At 69.3% G+C, this 14,579-nt stretch carries 13 protein-coding genes; 5 read left to right on the top strand and 8 right to left on the bottom strand.

Going from position 1 to position 14,579, the window contains the following annotated elements; genetic code table 11:
• The 3 genes from STRTUCAR8_RS36075 to STRTUCAR8_RS36065 form a co-directional block, all read right to left on the bottom strand.
• Nucleotides 1–475: PTS sugar transporter subunit IIA (locus STRTUCAR8_RS36075; RefSeq protein WP_006381212.1), on the bottom strand; the 475-nt coding region annotated here is incomplete at its 3' end.
• Nucleotides 476–650: 175 nt separating this feature from the next.
• Nucleotides 651–1,598, bottom strand: coding sequence for a 1-phosphofructokinase (gene pfkB / locus STRTUCAR8_RS36070; protein WP_044473491.1), 948 nt, complete (start codon nucleotides 1,596–1,598; stop codon nucleotides 651–653).
• Between the two features lie 12 nt (nucleotides 1,599–1,610).
• Nucleotides 1,611–2,372: a DeoR/GlpR family DNA-binding transcription regulator gene (locus STRTUCAR8_RS36065; RefSeq protein ID WP_006381221.1), complete on the bottom strand. Its 762-nt coding sequence runs from the start codon at nucleotides 2,370–2,372 to the stop codon at nucleotides 1,611–1,613.
• 206 nt (nucleotides 2,373–2,578) lie between these two features.
• Between STRTUCAR8_RS36065 and STRTUCAR8_RS36060 the strand changes: the two genes are divergently transcribed.
• Both STRTUCAR8_RS36060 and fxsT read left to right on the top strand, forming a co-directional pair.
• A complete protein-coding gene (locus STRTUCAR8_RS36060) occupies nucleotides 2,579–3,439 on the top strand; it encodes a toll/interleukin-1 receptor domain-containing protein (protein ID WP_006381215.1) in 861 nt (286 codons plus the stop codon).
• Nucleotides 3,440–3,470: 31 nt separating this feature from the next.
• On the top strand, nucleotides 3,471–5,993 hold the full coding sequence (fxsT, locus tag STRTUCAR8_RS36055) for an FxSxx-COOH system tetratricopeptide repeat protein (protein WP_006381209.1): 2,523 nt from the start codon (nucleotides 3,471–3,473) through the stop codon (nucleotides 5,991–5,993).
• A 112-nt stretch (nucleotides 5,994–6,105) separates the two neighbouring features.
• Here fxsT and STRTUCAR8_RS36050 read toward each other — a convergent pair whose 3' ends face one another.
• Nucleotides 6,106–7,632, bottom strand: coding sequence for an MFS transporter (locus STRTUCAR8_RS36050; RefSeq protein ID WP_006381211.1), 1,527 nt, complete (start codon nucleotides 7,630–7,632; stop codon nucleotides 6,106–6,108).
• 62 nt (nucleotides 7,633–7,694) lie between these two features.
• Here STRTUCAR8_RS36050 and STRTUCAR8_RS36045 point away from each other — a divergent pair, with 62 nt between their 5' ends.
• On the top strand, nucleotides 7,695–8,660 hold the full coding sequence (locus STRTUCAR8_RS36045) for a helix-turn-helix transcriptional regulator (protein ID WP_006381218.1): 966 nt from the start codon (nucleotides 7,695–7,697) through the stop codon (nucleotides 8,658–8,660).
• A 550-nt stretch (nucleotides 8,661–9,210) separates the two neighbouring features.
• Here STRTUCAR8_RS36045 and STRTUCAR8_RS36040 read toward each other — a convergent pair.
• Complete coding sequence (locus STRTUCAR8_RS36040) at nucleotides 9,211–10,212, bottom strand: sigma-70 family RNA polymerase sigma factor (RefSeq protein WP_006381220.1); 1,002 nt, start codon at nucleotides 10,210–10,212, stop codon at nucleotides 9,211–9,213.
• 188 nt (nucleotides 10,213–10,400) lie between these two features.
• Between STRTUCAR8_RS36040 and STRTUCAR8_RS36035 the strand changes: the two genes are divergently transcribed.
• On the top strand, nucleotides 10,401–10,919 hold the full coding sequence (locus STRTUCAR8_RS36035) for a GNAT family N-acetyltransferase (RefSeq protein WP_006381217.1): 519 nt from the start codon (nucleotides 10,401–10,403) through the stop codon (nucleotides 10,917–10,919).
• A gap of 96 nt (nucleotides 10,920–11,015) precedes the next feature.
• On the opposite strand, the gene STRTUCAR8_RS36030 is transcribed toward STRTUCAR8_RS36035, so the two are convergent.
• Nucleotides 11,016–11,807 carry a dioxygenase family protein gene (locus STRTUCAR8_RS36030; RefSeq protein WP_006381213.1) on the bottom strand — a complete coding sequence of 264 codons (792 nt, stop codon included), beginning with the start codon at nucleotides 11,805–11,807 and terminating at the stop codon, nucleotides 11,016–11,018.
• 142 nt (nucleotides 11,808–11,949) lie between these two features.
• Here STRTUCAR8_RS36030 and STRTUCAR8_RS36025 point away from each other — a divergent pair, with 142 nt between their 5' ends.
• Nucleotides 11,950–12,459: a MarR family winged helix-turn-helix transcriptional regulator gene (locus tag STRTUCAR8_RS36025; protein WP_044473493.1), complete on the top strand. Its 510-nt coding sequence runs from the start codon at nucleotides 11,950–11,952 to the stop codon at nucleotides 12,457–12,459.
• Nucleotides 12,460–12,579: 120 nt separating this feature from the next.
• Here the strand turns inward: STRTUCAR8_RS36025 and STRTUCAR8_RS36020 are convergent, their stop codons facing one another.
• Both STRTUCAR8_RS36020 and STRTUCAR8_RS36015 read right to left on the bottom strand, forming a co-directional pair.
• Nucleotides 12,580–14,112, bottom strand: a complete 1,533-nt coding sequence (locus tag STRTUCAR8_RS36020) for an MFS transporter (protein ID WP_044473492.1) — start codon at nucleotides 14,110–14,112, stop codon at nucleotides 12,580–12,582.
• A 153-nt stretch (nucleotides 14,113–14,265) separates the two neighbouring features.
• Nucleotides 14,266–14,579 (bottom strand): SbtR family transcriptional regulator (locus STRTUCAR8_RS36015; RefSeq protein WP_006381216.1); only part of this gene is annotated, 314 nt, incomplete at its 5' end.

The raw sequence follows: 14,579 nt of genomic DNA, 5'->3' as shown, positions 1-14,579 counted from the left end.
CCGCCGCGGAGTTTTCGGTGTCCGCGGCCGGGGGCGCGTCGCCGCGGATCAGCGCGGCGGCGCTCGCCGCGTCGCCCACGGAGCGCAGTGCGGCCGTGAACTCGTCGTTCATCAGCTGCCGGGCCAGGGACGAGAGGATCGTCAGGTGGGCGTCGTCGGCGCCGGCCGGGGCCGCGATCAGGAAGATCAGGTCGGCCGGTCCGTCGGCCGCGCCGAAGTCGATCCCGGCGGCGCTGCGCCCGAAGGCGAGCGTCGGCTCGGTCACGTGTGCGCTTCGGCAGTGCGGGATGCCGATGCCGCCGTCGAGGCCGGTCGGCATCTGCGCCTCACGGGCGGCCACGTCGGCGAGGAAACCGTCGAGGTCGGTCACCCGGCCCTTCGCCACCATGCGCTCGGCGAGGGCACGGGCCGCCGCGTCCTTGGTCTGGGCGGACAGGTCGAGGTCGACCAGGTCCGCGGTGATCATCTCGCTCATCGCGGGCTCCTTCGCACGCGTATCGCCCGGGGAAAGGGGTGGGCGGGGCTGGGGACGGGGGTGGTGCGGGTGATGCGGTGGGGGTTCATGGGGAGGAGGGTGGCTGCGGCGGGGCCGGGGGAACCCCGCCGCGTCAGGGCCTGTTCAGGGGGACAGCCGTCCGGGGAGCGAGTCGTCATGACACGGGCTCCCTCAGTACGCGGTCCACGGGCACCTCGCTCGTCACCGTCACGGCGGACGGGTCCAGGTCGGCGGGCGTCGGCATCACGCTGCCGGGCAGCTGGACGGCGGCGGCGCCGTGTGCGACGGCGGAGGCGAGGGCCCCGGGCCCGCTGCCGCCGGCGATCAGGAAGCCGGCGAGCGAGGAGTCACCGGCGCCCACGTTGCTGCGTACGGTGTCGACGCGTGCGCTGCCGAACCAGGTACCAGTGCCGTTGACGAGCAACTGGCCGTCGGCGCCGAGGCTGGCGAGGACCGCGCCCGCGCCGAGTTCGCGCAGTTCCTCGGCGGCCTTCACGGCATCACCGATCGTGGCGAGGGGACGGCCGACGGCCTCCGCCAGTTCCTCGGCGTTCGGCTTGACGACGTCGGGCCGCTCGCGCAGTGCCGCCAGCAGGGCCGGCCCCGAGGTGTCGAGGGCGATCCGGGCGCCCGCGGCGTGCGTACGGGCGACGAGGTCGGCGTACCAGGACGGGCCGAGTCCCCGGGGGAGGCTGCCGCAGCAGGCGATCCAGTCGGCGTCGGCCGACTGCCGGCGCACGGTCTCCAGGAGCAACTCCTGCTCGGCGGCGGAGAGTTCGGGACCGGGTGCGTTGATCTTCGTCAGGACGCCGTCGGCTTCTGCGAGGGCGATGTTGGACCGGGTCCCGCCCGCGACCGGTACCGGCGCGACCTCGATGCCCTGGGCGTGGAGCAGGTCGGCGACGAGCGCCCCGGGCGCGCCGCCCAGCGGCAGCACGGCCACGGTGCGCTGCCCGGCGGCGGCGACGGCCCGCGAGACGTTGACGCCCTTGCCGCCCGGGTCCATCCGCTCGCCGGTGGCCCGGATGACCTCGCCGCGGTCGAGGGACGGGACCTCGTACGTGCGGTCGAGGGACGGGTTGGGGGTGACGGTGAGGATCATGCGCACTCGTTTCTAGACATACTGCACTTCCGTGCCGCCGCGCTCGATGTCGTTGGCGTCCTCGGGGCTCAGACCGTTGTCGGTGATCAGCAGGTCCACGTCTCCCAGGGCCCCGAAGCGGGCGAAGTGCTCCTGTCCGTGCTTCGTCGAGTCGGCGAGGAGCACCACGCGCCGGGCGGCGTCCACGGCGGCCCGCTTCACAGCCGCCTCGGCGAGGTCGGGCGTGGTCAGCCCGTGCTCGACGGAGAACCCGTTGGCGGCCACGAACAGGACGTCGGCGCGGATCTCGCCGTACGCCCGCAGCGCCCAGGCGTCCACGGCGGCGCGCGTACGGTGCCGGACGCGCCCCCCGACGAGGTGCAGCTGGATGCCGGGATGGTCGGCGAGCCGGGCCGCGATCGGAAGGCTGTGCGTGACGACGGTGAGCGTCGCCTCCAGCGGGATGGCGGCGGCGAGGCGCGCGACCGTCGAGCCGGCGTCGAGGATCAGGGTGCCCTCGGTGGGCAGCTCGGCGAGGGCGGCCTTGGCGATACGGTCCTTCTCGTCGGCGTAGGTCGACTCCCGCTCGGTGAGGTCCGGCTCGAAGTCGAGGCGACCGGCCGGTATGGCCCCGCCGTGCACACGCCGCAGGAGGCCCGCGCGGTCCAGAGCCTTCAGGTCCCGCCGGATGGTCTCCGCGGTGACCTGGAACTGCTCGGCGAGAGACAGCACGTCCACCCGCCCGCCATCACGGGCGAGCCGCAGGATCTCCTGCTGCCGCTCCGGTGCGTACATGTCCGTTTACCTCCGCCCGATGCCCGACTTTGTGGATTCTCTCGGAGGCTACGCCCGGATTGCCGGAAAGTAAACAGGTTCGGGCGCCGGGCGGACATGAACGGGCATGGGGAAGGGGCGCGAGTTTGCGCCGACCAAGGCCGTGACTCAACGTTACGACTTCCGTACTCTAGGGGTCGGGCGGGTTTTCTCCGGGGGGAGGCTCAGTGGACACCACGGACCAGGGCGGGCTCGCCCGCCCGGATCGTCACTGGCAGACGGACATGGTCGAGGCGGTCCTCAGCTCGGGGGTTTTCGCCGATCCGCACCAGAGGGAGCTGCTCATCTGGCTGACCGGCGATGCCCTGGGCCGCGATCTGGCGCTCAACAGAACGGCATCCGCAATGCTCCAGTGCGTGGAAATCGTCCGCGCCTGTGCCCGCGAACCCGGTGGTCTACGGATCCTCGCGGAGGCGATACGGGCGCTTGAGCCAGGCACCGAGGCCACGCGGCGGGTGGCCGGCCTCGTCGACGAGCGTGACAGTGAACCCCGCAACCAGAGGTCGGGCTCCGCCGCCGAGTCAGCGACCGTCGCCCGGAACGACAGAGGCCGCAAGGACTTCTTCATCTCCTACACGTCTGCCGACCGCCGGTGGGCGGTGTGGATCGCCTGGGAGTTGGAGGAAGCCGGCTTCGGTGTCCTGGTCCAGGAGTGGGACTTCGTACCGGGCAGCAACTGGCACACGGGCATGGAGAGAGGCGTCACCGAGTACGAACGCACGATAGCCGTCCTGTCCCCCGACTATCTGAAGTCGGTGTACGGACGGCAGGAGTGGCAGGTGGCCGTGGGCGCCGATCCCGCCGGCTTCAAGCGCAAGCTCGTCCCGGTGCGAATCGCCTCGTGCACCCCGCAAGGGCTGCTGGCCTCAGTGGTGTTCATCGACCTGGTGGGACTGACCAGCGAACAGGCCCACCGTCAACTGCTGGCCGGGATAGGCGGGGCCAACAGCGGCCGTTCCAAACCCACCGCGCCACCGCTGTTCCCCTCGGAGGGGAACAGGGAACAGCTTGACCTGAAACATCCGTGACGGAGTCGATCGGTACGCAGGGAGGCCTCTAATGCCGGACGAACCCTCGGACGTGGACGGTGGTAGGCACACGCCAACAGTCTGGGGCAGCATCCCGCCGCGAATTCCCACTTTCACTGGCAGAGAAGAGCTCCTGGAGCAGTTGCATCGTCAGATCGCGCGGAAGGCCACCGCCGTTCTGCCCCAGGCCCTGCACGGCATGGGAGGAGTCGGCAAGAGTCTGTTGGTCGTGGAGTACCTGTACCGCAGGATGGCTGAGTACGACGTCGTTTGGTGGATCTCCGCCGAGCGCACCACGCAGATCTCCATGTCGCTGGTGGAACTCGCCCCACGACTCGGTCTGCCGCCCAGCGGCGACTTGCCCTCGACCGTGGCCGCCGTTCTGGAGGCGCTGCGGATCGGAGTGCCCTATACGAACTGGCTGTTGGTCTTCGACAACGCCGAAAGCCCGGAAGCGGTACGCCAGTTCTTCCCCGTCGGCGGGCCCGGCAACATCCTCATCACCTCCCGCAACCCCCACTGGGCGAGCATCGCCCGCCCGTTGGAGGTCGACGTCTTCACGCGCGAGGAGAGCAAGCAGCTGCTGCGGGTGCGCGGACCGGAGATCAGCAACGAGAACGCCGAACGGCTCGCCGAGGCACTGGGCGACCTGCCCCTCGCCATCGAGCAGGCGGCTGCCTGGCACGCCGAGACCGGCATGCTCGTCGACGAGTATCTGCGACTGCTCGCCGAGAAACGCGTCGACCTGCTGCGGGGCACCGCGCCAATGGACACCCAGCCTCCGGTGATCGCCGCCTGGAACATCTCCCTAGACCAGCTGGAGGCCAAGAACCCCGCCGCGTACCAGTTGCTCCAGGTCTGCTCCTTCTACGCGCCCGAACCGATCGCGCGCACCCTGTTCGCCCGTATGCCACGCGGCTCCATCGCACCCGAACTGGACTCGGCGCTGGAGGACCCGATCCGGCTCGGCCAGGTGATCCGGGAGATCGGCCGCTACTCACTGGCCCGCTTCAACCACCGCAACAACTCCCTGCAGATGCACCGGCTGGTGCAGGCGGCACTGTTGTTCCGGATGACCGAGGAGGACCGGATTTTGATGCGACGCGGCGCCCATCTGCTGCTGGCGGCGAGCGACCCAAACGACCCCGACAGCGCGGAACGATGGGAACACTATGGCTCGCTCTATGCGCACGTGATCGTCTCCGACGCGGTCCAGTCCGAGGACAGCTGCGTGCGCAACCTCGTCGTGAACGAGGTCATCGCGCTGCTGCGCTGGGGCGATTACGAGTCCTGTTTGACGTTGGCCCGCACCGCGCACAAAACGTGGTCACGCGAGCTGGGCGAGGAGCACGGGCAGACCCTGATGATCGCGAAGTGGCTGGGATTCCTGCTCTTCAACATGGGCAGCTACCCGGAGGCCGCCGCGCTCAACTCCACCGTGCTGGAGGCCTATCGGCGACAGATGGGGTCCGAGGCACAGGACACCATCGACGCGCTCGGCAACGTCGCCATCGACCACCGGGTACGTGGCGCGTTCGGTGAGGCCCTTGATCTGTCCCGGTCCGTGCACCAGCAGTACCAGCAGCTGCTTGGCCCCGACGACCCGGAGACCCTGCGGGCGGCGCACAACCTCGGCGTGAGCCTGCGTCTCGTCGGCGACTTCGCCGGGGCTCGCACACTGGACGAGCAGACGTGGCACAGCTGGACCGAGATTCTCGGCCAGGACCATGTGAGCTCGCTGCGCACCTGGTTGGGTCTGATCGTCGACGCACGCGAGCTCGGTGATTTTTCCTCCGCGTTGACGTACCACCGCGAGATCGCCGAGCAGGCTGCCACCGCACTCGGCAACGACAACCCCCTCACCCTCTCCTGCTTCCGCCACCTCGCGACAGCTCTGCGCTACGCCGGCGAACATGGGGAGGCTTCCGCCAGGGCGGACCGAGCGCGCGCTGCACTCGTCCGCCGCTACGGCGAAGACAACCCTGAATCCATGGCCGCCACCCTTGAGCTGACCGTGAGCATGCGCCAGGGCGCCAGCCTGGACGGGGCACTGAACCTGGGCACCGAGGTCTGGTGCAGGTTCAATCGCCTCTACGGCTCCTACCATCCGCACACCCTGGCGGCAGCAGTCAGCCTGGCGAACACCTACCGCGCCCTAGGCAGCGTCACGGCGTCTCAGCGGATCACCGAACCAGCCCTGCGGACGTTCGCCGCAGCCCTCGGTGAGGACCACCCCTCCACGCTGGTCTGCCGCACCAACCTGGCCAGCTGCCAGCACGCACTTGGGAAACCGGCCCGCGCACTGGAGCTGGACACCGAGACCCTGAGCCGATATCGAGAGGTGTTGGGTTCAAGCCATCCCTCGTCCTTGGTCTGCGCCACCAATCTGGCGATGGATCTGCGCTCGGTGGGCCGAGTACGAGAGGCGGACACGCTCCACGCGCAGACTCTGGCACGCCTCAAGCGGAGGCTGGGCCGCGGGCACCCGATCGTGAGCCTGGCCGCAGACGAAGATCAGCGGATGACCCTCGATATCGTCCCCCTGCCGCTCTGACCAGACCGCACCTGCCACTCAGCACACCGCACACGATCATCGGTCCGGAAATGACCACCGCCCGCCGCCCACACAACCATGGGAGACGGGCAGAGGTGCATCGGCACGGACGTCACCCGACCGGCTGGGACTCGTAGTCCCGTACCGGAGTGTCTTCACGGTCATGGTCATGCGCCTGCTGCACCGGCCCCGCACCCCGCCCCGGCAGCGCGAACATCACCAGGAAGATCACGCCCATCAGGCCGGCCACCCAGCCCAGCGCGTTCTGGAAGGCGTCCACGAACGCCGGGCCCACCTCGGTCTGGGTCAGTCGGTCGTTCATCGTGCCGAAGAAGACCACCGACACCAGGCCGAGGCCCAGCGCGTAGCCCATCTGCTGCACGGTGTTGATCAGGCCGGACGCCGACCCGGCGTGTTCCTTCGGGACCTCCGAGAGGACCGCGTCCGTCAGCGGGGCGACGATCAGGCCCATGCCGGCGCCCATGACCACCAGCGGGAGTGCCATCTGCCAGGAGGCGATGGCCAGGCCGTAGTGGCCGGACTCCCAGATGTAGATCAGCACGCCGAGGCCCATCAGCAGGGCGCCCGCCTGGAGCACCTTGCGGCCGAAGCGCGGGACCAGTTTCTGGACGGACATCCCGGCCGCCACCGACACCGCGATCGAGAAGGGCACGCCGGTCAGCCCGGCCCGCAGCGGGCTCCAGCCGAGACCGGCCTGCATGTACAGGGTCCAGACCAGGAAGAAGACGCCCAGGCCGACCCCGAAGACGGTCTGTACGGCGATGCCCGCGGCGAAACTCCTCACCTTGAACAGTGACAGCTCGATCAGCGGAGAACCGTCGATCCGGGCCTTGCGCTTCTCGTACGCCACCAGCGCGCCGAAGACACCGAGCGCGCCCGCCATCGACAGGTACCCCCACAGCGGCCAGCCCAGCTCGCGACCACGCGTCAGCGGGTAGAGCAGCATCAGCAGGCCCAGGGTCACGAGGGCGACGCCGACCAGGTCCAGCTTGAGGGCCTTCGGGGCCTTCGACTCCGTGATGAAGCGGTGGCCCAGGATGAAGCCGGCGATGCCCACCGGCAGGTTGATCAGGAAGATGGGGCGCCAGCCGAGGCCGAACAGGTCCCACTCCGTCAGCAGTGCGCCCAGCAGCGGACCGGTCACCGCGCCCAGGCCCACGATCGCGCCGAAGAGGCCGAACACCTTGCCGCGCTCGTGCGCCGGGAAGGTCGCGTGGACGATCGACAGGACCTGCGGCACCATCATCGCCGCCATGGCGCCCTGAAGGATGCGTGAGGCGACCAGCATCTCGGGGTTCGCGGCGAAGCCGCAGAGGGCGGAGGCGAGGGTGAAGCCGCCGATGCCGACGAGGAACAGCCGCTTGCGGCCATGGATGTCACCGAGCCGTCCGCCGGTGACGAGGCCTGCGGCGAAGGCGAGCGCGTAGCCCGCGGTGATCCACTGGATCTGGCTGAAGGAGGCGCCGGCCTCTTGCTGGATCGACGGGATCGCGACGTTGACGATCGTGACGTCGACGAGGTCCATGAAGGCCGCGGTCATCACGATGGCGAGGGCGAACCAGCGCCGCCGGTCCGGCACGACGTCCGGCGTGCCCAAAGGGGTCTCGGTGGAGTTCATGTCGCCAACCTAGGACCCCATTAGGTCAGATCGTGTCCTAGTGGTACGGCATCCTCGTATCCATGACGACGGACACCCCGGCCAGGCTCCTTCAGCTCCTCTCCCTCCTCCAGACGCCCCGTGAGTGGCCCGGCGGTGAGCTCGCCGACCGGCTGCGGGTGTCCCGGCGTACCGTCCGGCGGGACATCGACCGGTTGCGCGAACTCGGTTATCCCGTGCAGGCCAGCAAGGGTTCCGACGGCGGGTACCGGCTCGTCGCGGGCAAGGCGATGCCGCCGCTGGTGCTCGACGACGAGGAGGCGGTGGCGATCGCGGTCGGGCTGCGGGCGGGCGCCGGGCACGCGGTCGAGGGGCTGGACGAGGCCTCCGTACGGGCGCTGGCCAAGCTGGAGCAGGTTCTGCCGTCCCGGCTGCGCCGGCGCGTCTCCACGCTCCAGGCCGCGACCACCCCGCTGACCAGCGGAGACGGCGCGGTCATCGCCCCCGAGACACTGACCGTGATGGCCTCGGCGATCGCCGGCCAGGAACGGCTGCGGTTCGCCTACCGGGCCAAGGACGGCACCCCCACCAAGCGGCTGACCGAGCCGCACCGGCTCGTGTCGACCGGCCGCCGCTGGTACCTCGTCGCCTACGACCTCGACCGCGCCGACTGGCGCACCTTCCGCGTCGACCGGGTCAGCGACCCCCTCGCGACGGGCGCCCGCTTCGCCCCGCGCGAGCTGCCGACGGGCGACGCGGCGGAGTACCTGCGCCAGTCGATGCACGCACGGCAGGAGGCGTACGTGTTCGAGGCGACGTTCGCCGCCCCGGCCGCGTTCGTCGCCGCACGCCTCCCCGCGTGGCTCGGCGTCCCCGAAGCCCTCGACGAGCACAGCTGTCGTGTCCGTGCCTCGGTCGCTGATCCGGTGGAGTGGCTGGCGGTGCGGCTCGCGTCGGTCGACTGCGAGTTCACGGTCCGGGAGCCCGCCGAACTGGTCGTACGGCTGAGGGAGCTGGGCGCTCGTATGGCCCGCGCGGCAGGCAGCTGACCTACCGGCCGGCCTCAGGAACACGCGCCGCTCCACGGAAGGTCCCGGCGGAGTCCTTGGCATCGAAGGCGTGTGGGTCGCGAGGAGTCGTCCTGGCCGGGTGAGCGCCGTCCGGACACGGACGCCGTGGGATGCCGCTGTGGCACAATCTGCCATTCGGCGGGCCACCCCGGGGTTCAGGTACGGGGTGCCCCGCCCTTTGTCCGCCCGGCACAAAAGAGCCGGGCCCCGGCACCTGGGGGGGGTAGGTGCCGAAGCCCGGCTCGGGATGAGCCCCGACGCTGGGGGGGGTTGCGTCGGGACTCGGCTCAGGGGGCCCGAGGCGTTGCCGTCCGGACCCGAAGTCCTGGGCCCGGAGTTCTTGTGCCCCGGACCCGGTGGTTTAAAGCAGCCTCGCACCACTGTCTTTGCGCGGCCTTCCGCCACCCCGCGCACGCGACCCCCAACAGTCGTACGCCGCCCGGCGTGCGGAGCGCTCGTGTGCGCCCCCACCCGCCGGATCCGGTACGTCCATCAGGCCCTGTCGACGGCCGCGGCCACTCCGTGGCGACTACGCCGCCGCGTCGAAGCCCGTGTCGTGGGCCAGCTTCTTCAGCTCCAGCAGCGCGTGCTTCTCGATCTGCCGGATCCGCTCACGGGTCAGTCCGTGTTCCTTGCCGACCTCCGTCAGCGTGCGCTCCCGGCCGTCCACGATGCCGTACCGCATCTTGATGATGGACGCCGTGCGCTGGTCGAGGCGGCCGATCAGGTCGTCCAGTTCCTCGCTGCGCAGCAGGGTCAGGACGGACTGCTCGGGCGAAACCGCCGACGTGTCCTCCAGGAGGTCGCCGAACTGGGTGTCTCCGTCGTCGTCCACCGCCATGTTCAGCGACACCGGGTCGCGCGCCCAGTCCAGGACGTCGACCACGCGCGCCGCGTTCGTGTCCAGCTCTGCGGCGATCTCCGCGGGCTCCGGGTCCCGCCCGTTCTTACGGTTGAACTCGCGCTGCACGCGCCGGATCCGGCCCAGTTCCTCGACCAGGTGGACGGGAAGGCGGATCGTGCGCGACTGGTCGGCGATGGAACGGGTGATGGCCTGACGGATCCACCAGGTGGCGTACGTCGAGAACTTGAAGCCCTTGCGGTAGTCGAACTTCTCGACCGCGCGCACCAGGCCGGCGTTGCCCTCCTGGATCAGGTCGAGAAGGGGCAGGCCGCTGCGGGGGTAACGGCGCGCCACGGCGACAACCAGCCGGAGGTTGGAGCGGATGAAGATGTCCTTGGCCCGCTCGCTCTCGGCGAAGAGCGCCTCCAGCTCCTCGACGGTGGCGTCCGCCTCGGCCTCCGCCTCGCCGTCGAGGATCTGGCGGGCGAAGACACCGGCTTCGATGGTCTGCGACAGCTCGACCTCCTTCGCGGCGTCGAGCAGCGGGGTGCGGGCTATCTCGTCCAAGTACATGCCGACCAGGTCGCGGTCGGCGATCTCGCCGCCATGGGCGCGAACACTGCGTGCGCCGCCGACGGTCCCGCCGGTGGCGGACGACGTACGACGGGCGACGGCACGGGTTGCCATGCTTGCTCCCTTGCGATGGTGGGCCAGCGGGTGGTCCTGGGTATCCCTGTTGGTTACTGAACGCTCAGCACACTCCTCGCGTGCCCAGCTTCCGAAGGAAACAACGACTGGAATCAGGACAGAATTCCCAACCCGTCCCCCTATTTTTCTGATCTTGCAGTACCCTGTGCCGCCGCAGAGGAGGCGTGATGTCGTCGGAATTCACGAAGGTGCAGGTCAGGCCAGGGATCGAGGATGACCTCGAAGGTCTGACCGAGCTCTACAACCACTACGTGCGCGACACGCCCACGACTTTCGACACCAGAATCTTCACACCTGAGGAGCGCCGCCCCTGGCTGCTCTCCTACCCCCAAGACGGCCCACACCGCCTGATGGTTGCCACGGATCTGGACTCACAGCGGATTCTGGGGTACGCGACGTCCGGCGCCTTCCGTGCGAAGCCGGCGTACGGCACCACCGTCGAGGTCACCGTCTATCTCGCGCCGGACGCGGGCGGGCGCGGTGTCGGCACCCTGCTCTACACGGCCCTGTTCGAGGCGCTGGACGGCGAGGACGTACATCGCGCCCTCGCGGGGATCGTGACACCGAACGAAGCGTCCGTGCGGCTGCACGAACGCTTCGGGTTCCGGTATGTCGGCACGTATCGCGAGGTGGGCCGCAAGTTCGGCCGCTACTGGGACGTCGCCTGGTACGAGAAGGAGCTCTGAGTCCGCTCCCGCAGCACCCCCGCCTCCGCACGCCCTTTCCGTCGCCCTTTCGACCCCGGGCGGCTGCCCAAAAGGGCCGAACAAGGAGCCGGAGGGTCAGCCGAACTGCACCGAGCGCTTGGCCATTCCCAGCCAGAAGCCGTCGATGACCGACTTCTGGGAGTCCAGCTCGCCGGCCAGTTCGGCCGCGCCCATCGTCACGAAGAGCGGCGCGAAGTGCTCGGTGCGCGGGTGGGCGTACCGGCCCGCGGGAGCCTTGTTCAGGAAGTCCAGCAGGCCGTCCACGTCGCGTGACTCCAGCGCCCGGTGGCCCCAGTCGTCGAACTCGCTCGACCAGGTCGGCACTCCGGGACCCGTGTGCCGCAGGGCGGCCAGGTTGTGGGTGAAGAAGCCGGAGCCGACGATCAGGACGCCCTCGTCGCGCAGCGGGGCGAGCTTGCGCCCGATGTCCATCAGTTTCACCGGGTCGAGGGTCGGCATCGAGATCTGCAGGACAGGGATGTCCGCCTCGGGGAACATCTCCACCAGCGGGACGTACGCGCCGTGGTCGAGGCCACGGTCCGGGACGTCCTGGACGGGCATGCCGGGGGCCCGCAGCAGCTTCCGTACGGACTCGGCGAGTTCGGGGGCGCCGGGGGCGGCGTACTCGACCTGGTAGTAGTGCTCCGGGAAGCCCCAGAAATCGTAGACGAGGGGGATCGTTTCGATGGCGCCGATGGCGAGCGGGGCCTCCTCCCAGTGGGCGGAGACCATGAGGATCGCCTTGGGGCGGGGCAGGTCCGCCGACCAGGCGGCGAGTTCGCCGGGCCAGATCGGGTCGTCCGCCAGGGGAGGCGCGCCGTGACTGATGTAGAGCGCGGGCATGCGCTCCTGGATGCCGGCCGACATGACGACTGCTCCCTTCCCGGGACCTCTGGGACCTTCACCGCTCCTGCTTCAAGTCTGCATCTTGAAGTCTCAAGCTTCTCGCATACTGAACATACATCGTTTTGGTTTAAAATTCAAGGACGGGGAACGTAGAGTGGAGTACATGAATACGCCATCCACATCCGACGAGGAGCCCCGCTGGCTCACCGAAGAGGAACAGCGCACGTGGCGTGCCTACGTGCACGCCGTCACCCTTCTCGAGGACCATCTCGACCGCCAGCTCCAGCGTGACGCCGGCATGCCGCACGTCTACTACGGCCTGCTCGTCGGCCTCGCCGACGCCCCCGACCGACGACTGCGGATGACCGAGCTGGCCATGAAGGCGAAGATCACCCGCTCGCGCCTCTCGCACGCCATCGCCCGGCTGGAGAAGAACGGCTGGGTACGGCGCGAGGACTGCCCCTCGGACAAGCGCGGCCAGTTCGCGGTCCTGACCGACCAGGGCCAGGAAGTACTCCGGCGCACCGCACCGGGCCATGTGGCCGCCGTACGCCAGGTGCTGTTCGACCGGATCAGCGACGAGCAGCGTCAGACGCTCCACGACGTGATGGAGATCGTCGCCCAGGGCCTTCAGCCGAAGGACGCGGGCGCGGATCTGCCCTGGCTCCGCTGAGCGGAACCAGGGCAGATCCTGGAGTCGTACGTCACGAGGCGTCCCCACCCCGCGTGACGTACGGAGTGGCCCGAAGGGGTAAGAGGAGTAAGAGGGGTCCCCGCGGAGCGGGGGCCGGGGTCAGTGGGCGACCACCGGAACCCTCAGCTCCTCCTCCGCACCGTCACCGCTGACCGAACTCATGTCCGGGCGACCGGCGTTGATGAAGGTGAAGGCGATACCCGCGGCGACGACCAGGATGCCGACGGCGAACCAGATGGCGCTGGTGTAACCCTCGACCATGCCCTTCAGCTGGACCAGCTGCTGCTGGGAGCGGGAGGACGCGCCGCCGATGTGGTCGGCCACGTACGACGTGGTGGCGGAGGCGGCGATGGTGTTCAGCAGAGCCGTACCGATCGCGCCGCCCACCTGCTGCGAGGTGTTGACCATCGCGGAGGCGACACCGGAGTCACGCGGCTCGACGCCCAGCGTGGCCAGCGACATGGCCGGCATGAACGCCGTACCCATACCGAGGCCGAGCAGGAGCATGGCCGGCAGGAGCAGCGCCGCGTACGAGGAGCCGATCTCCATCTGGGTCAGCAGCAGCATGCCGAGCGCGGCGAGCAGGAAGCCCGGGCCCATCAGCAGCCGCGCCGGGACGCGGGTCATCAGTCGGGCGCCGATCTGCGTGGAGCCCGTGATCATGCCCGCGATCATCGGCAGGAACGCGAAGCCGGTCTTGACCGGCGAGTAGCCCTTCACGATCTGCAGGTAGTAGGTCAGGAAGAGGAACAGGCCGAACATCGCGATGATCGCGAGGCCGAGCGAGAGGTAGACACCGCCGCGGTTGCGCTCGGTGATGACGCGCAGGGGCAGCAGCGGGGCCTTGACCTTGGACTCGACGAACACGAAGGTCGCGAGAAGCAGCGCCGAGGCGACGAACAGGCCGATCGTCAGCGAGTCGCTCCAGCCCTCGGACTCGGCCCGCGTGAAGCCGTAGACCAGGGAGACCAGACCGAGGGTGGACAGGACGACGCCCGGGATGTCGAGCGGCGAGCGGTTGCGGCTGCCGGACGGCTCACGGATGACGAAGTAAGCGCCGAGGGCGGCGACGATCGCGAACGGGATGTTCACGAAGAAGGTCCAGCGCCAGTCCAGGTACTCGGTGAGGAAGCCGCCGAGGATCAGACCCACGGCGCCACCGCCACCGGCGATCGCACCGTAGATGCCGAACGCCTTGGCGCGCTCCTTGGCGTCGGTGAACATCACCGCGAGCAGGGAGAGCGCGGCGGGCGCCAGCAGTGCGCCGAAGGCACCCTGCAGGGCACGGGAGCCGAGCAGCATCGCCTCGTTCGTCGCCGCGCCACCCAGGGCGGAGGCGGCGGCGAAGCCGATCAGACCGGTGACGAAGGTGTTCCTGCGGCCCCAGATGTCGGCGATCCGGCCGCCGAAGAGGAGCAGTCCGCCGAAGGCCAGGGCGTAGGCCGTGATGACCCACTGGCGGTTGCCGTCGGATATCCCCAGGTCCTGCTGGGCGGAGGGGAGGGCGATGTTCACGATGGTCGCGTCGAGCACGACCATCAGCTGGGCGAGCGCGATGAACGTGAGCGCCTTCCAGCGGTTGGAGTCGGGAGCCGGCGCCTTGGCGGCGGCAGCCTGGGCTGTTTCGGACATGGAGATACCCACTTCGGGACTTCGTGACGGAAAAAGTGTGTGAAAGGGGACCGGCTCGTCAACGCTGACGGCCGAAAGTCTGTCGAGTCTGTCGCGTTGCGTCTGTTGCGTCTGTTCCGAGTGATGACTCGGGTGACGCGATGAACTAATCGGTCAGGATCGGCGCAGGTCCTCCATCGTCGCGGCCTTGCCGGGCAGTTCGGAGGGGGCCGGGGCCCGCAGTCCGTCCAGGAACAGCTGCAGGTGGCGGTGGACGAAGCGGTCGATGCTCATGCACGCCGTGCCCGCCGGAGGACGGCTGAGCTGGGACGCGACGACCATCACGTCACCCACGTCCACGTCGGTGCGCAGCTGACCGGCCGCCATGGCGCGCTCCATGATCTCCCCGATGAGCTCTTCGATCCGCTTGCGCGCGGCCTCCAGGTCCGGATGGTTCTGGTCGAAGGTGCTGGACATCATCGGGCAGA

This window comes from Streptomyces turgidiscabies Car8, assembly GCF_000331005.1.
GTDB lineage: Bacteria > Actinomycetota > Actinomycetes > Streptomycetales > Streptomycetaceae > Streptomyces > Streptomyces turgidiscabies.
The sequence above is the reverse complement of the archived record's forward strand: the minus strand, read 5'-3'. Positions and strand labels throughout refer to the sequence as shown.